Here is a 2,138-nt window from a genome sequence, read left to right as displayed (position 1 = left end):
CGGCGATGCCGGGATGGTGGAAGCGGCCGATGGTTTTCGCCCGCTCGCCCTCCAGCAGCCGGCTGATCAATCCTTGCTGTCTGTCCTCACCGGTGTAGCAGGCTTCGACCCAGCCCTCGCCGCCCGTCACCTCGACCCGCACCAGATGACGTTTCGAGGTCAGGCCGCGCAGCAGGCCCTTGTGGGTGAAATGGGTGTGGGTGGCATCCAGAATGTTCTCGGCGGCGTCGATGACCGTCGACTGCGTCGAGCTGCGCACCCGCCGCGCGATGATGTCCTTGCCCTCCATGCAATGGAGATAGGGTTCGCCCTGCGGCGCGCCGGAGGAGACGAAGACGACGCCGTCGCGCTCGATCGCGGCGTAACGGCGGACCCGGTAGTGCGGCATTGCGCCGACATGGCCCGGAATGGCGGTGCAGCGGCCTTCGCCGTCATAGCGCCAGCCATGGTAAGGGCATTCGATCTCACCGCCGACCACCTTGCCGGTCGACAGCTCCACCAGCCGGTGCGGGCAGCGGTCGAACAGTGCGGCAATGCCTTGCGCCGAGCGGAACAGCACCAGCGGCGCGCCCTCGAAGAAAACGCGCTTCGGCCGCTGGCCGATGTCGGCCGAGAGCGCCACCGCCTGCCAAAAATCCTTCGCGTGGTCACGGCGTTCGCTCACAGTTCGAACCTCTTCAGCAGCGGGATGCCGACCAGGGCCAGCACGCTCTCCATGATGCGGATAGCGACGCGCCGGCGAAGCGGAAGATGCCTAGCATAGACGGCAATGTACTCGATCGCGGCCTCCGCGCCGCGCAGGCGCTTGAAGCCTGCCGCGCCAGCGCTCATGTTGAAGAACAGGCCGCGCTCCGTGGCGTGGTCCTGTCCCATCGCCATCACCATGCGGTAGAGCCCCTCGCCGAGCGGCAGGCTGGTGTCGTAGCCGACGATCGGCTGGGTCAGCGTGCCGCCATTTTCGAACAGGCCGGTGACCGCGACCAGTTCGCCACCCGGCCGTCGTAGGCCGGCAAGGCTGATGATGCCGCGCCGATGCATCTCGGCGATGTAGCGGGCCGTGTAGTGCGGATTGAGCGGTGTGTATTTGTTGAGATAGAGCATGTTGTAGAGCTGTTCGGCGCGCGCAAAATCGGCCTCGGTGAAATCGGCATCGCCGACGCGCACGAAATGCGTGGCGCCAAGCTGCTTGCGGTCGCGTTTCAGGTTCTTGGTCATGGCGGGTGCGGCGCTGCGGTCGGCGAAGATGTAGATCTGCCGCGCCGCCAGCATGCGGAAACCTTCCGCCTTCAAGGCGGCTATGCTCGCCGGATCGGCGATCTCGTTCAGCGAGCGGATGACGATCGTGCGATCGGGAAAGCGAGCGACCAGCGCCGAGCGAAGCGCCGCGACCGTCTGCCGGTCGAGCAGCGGCACCGGATTGGTCGAATAGAGCCAGTTGTTGACCTGCACCTGATGGTCGAGGCCGCTTGCCCTGACCAGCGGCGCGCAGGCGCTGATCAGTGCCTGAAGCCCCTGACGCAGCAGCGGGTGGGCCGCGAAGTTGCGCGTCTCGTCGACGGCGTAGTCGACGTAAGCGCTGGACGGGCAGCAGATGTAGCAGTTCGGCGCTTCACTCGCATCGTTGAGCGTCAGCGGAAAGGTCCGCCCGGCGACTTCGAAAGCCTCGACCCTGGTCGTCAGGTTGGCGACGAGATCGCCAACCGGAATCTCGTTGAAGAGCCGCACGAACGCTTCGACCTTGGCCGGATTGTTTTCGACCCGGTCGGCCTGCTGAACCGGCCTTTCGACGACGCCTGCCCGGCTCATTGCGCGCTCTCCAGCCGACATTCGACGCGACGCAGTTTGCGGCTTGTTTCCAGCGGCAGCGGCGCGCGGACAAGGGCGACGGTCGCATCGGCCTTTCGCGCTTCCAACAGCCTTCGCATCGCCTTGTGAGCAGCGGTAGCCGCGTCGTCGGCCAGTGTCGGCGGAAGCCTGAGCTCGATCGCATCCGGCGCAGTCTGGACGAGCCGAAAATCGTCGATGCGGCGATCGGCCTTGAGCACGGCGTTGCGCAGCACATCCGGCGTGACGAGGATCGGCCCGCTCGGCGAAGCAAGACGGAAGACATCGTCGATGCGGCCGACAATCTCGTCCAC

General features: G+C 65.9%; 2 protein-coding genes and 1 pseudogene. All 3 read right to left on the bottom strand.

Annotation, left to right across the window (positions count from 1 at the left end):
* Positions 1 to 664 (bottom strand): Rieske 2Fe-2S domain-containing protein (locus EOA38_RS34595; RefSeq protein ID WP_127301333.1); only part of this gene is annotated, 664 nt, incomplete at its 3' end.
* Complete coding sequence (locus tag EOA38_RS34590) at positions 661 to 1,806, bottom strand: GNAT family N-acetyltransferase (RefSeq protein ID WP_126094821.1); 1,146 nt, start codon at positions 1,804 to 1,806, stop codon at positions 661 to 663. The genes EOA38_RS34590 and EOA38_RS34595, both read right to left, overlap by 4 nt.
* A pseudogene (locus tag EOA38_RS39490) lies at positions 1,803 to 2,138 on the bottom strand (CoF synthetase); the annotation flags it as partial. The gene EOA38_RS34590 and the pseudogene EOA38_RS39490, both read right to left, overlap by 4 nt.

Origin of the sequence: Mesorhizobium sp. M1E.F.Ca.ET.041.01.1.1 (assembly GCF_003997355.1) — a bacterium.
Classification (GTDB): domain Bacteria; phylum Pseudomonadota; class Alphaproteobacteria; order Rhizobiales; family Rhizobiaceae; genus Mesorhizobium.
This window is presented reverse-complemented; position numbering and strand designations above follow the sequence as displayed.

Excerpts from the sequence above, each read along its gene's own strand:
- EOA38_RS34590 (WP_126094821.1), bottom strand. The coding sequence starts at position 1,806 with ATGAGCCGGGCAGGCGTCGTCGAAAGGCCGGTTCAGCAGGCCGACCGG.